The organism is Mesorhizobium sp. M7D.F.Ca.US.004.03.1.1, from assembly GCF_003998635.1.
Lineage (GTDB): Bacteria > Pseudomonadota > Alphaproteobacteria > Rhizobiales > Rhizobiaceae > Mesorhizobium > Mesorhizobium loti.
This window is the reverse complement of record NZ_RZQG01001644.1, coordinates 1-627: the sequence shown is the minus strand read 5'-3', so window position 1 is coordinate 627 and position 627 is coordinate 1. Positions and strand designations below refer to the sequence as shown.

Sequence of the window (627 nt, the reverse complement as noted above, 5' to 3'; positions counted from 1 at the left end):
GCGTCGCGCTTCGCATCGCCGATCCCGACAGCGGCGCAGCGCTTGCGCAGGGCGAGGTCGGCATGATCGAGGTGAAGGGCCCAAATGTTTTCGGCGGCTATTGGCGCATGCCGGAGAAGACCAAAGCGGAATTCCGCGCCGACGGCTTCTTCATCACCGGCGATCTCGGCATCATCGATGCCGATGGTTACGTCCACATTGTCGGGCGCGGCAAGGACCTGATCATTTCCGGCGGCTACAACATCTATCCAAAGGAACTCGAAAGCGAGATCGACGCGCTAGACGGGGTTAGCGAAAGCGCCGTCATCGGCGTTGCCCATCCGGACTTCGGCGAAGGCGTCACTGCTGTCGTCGTGCGGGCGCCGTCATCGCAGATAACCGGGGCCGAAATTCTCGGCGCCATCGCTGAACGCGTGGCGAAATACAAGCACCCGAAGCGGGTGATCTTCGTCGACGAACTGCCGCGCAACACCATGGGCAAGGTGCAGAAGAATCTTTTGCGCTACGCCTACAAGGACCTCTATGCCTCATAGAGCAATACCAGCAAAATAGCGCGGTTCGGCGGTTCTGTGAAACGATGGATCGCCCCGGGAGCCGCGTAGGCAGTCGGGTCAGCCTGGGTACAAC

At 60.8% G+C, this 627-nt stretch carries 1 pseudogene; it reads left to right on the top strand.

Going from position 1 to position 627, the window contains the following annotated elements:
- Positions 1–533, top strand: a pseudogene (locus EN935_RS39250) (AMP-binding protein); the annotation flags it as partial.
- Positions 534–627: the final 94 nt, after the last annotated feature.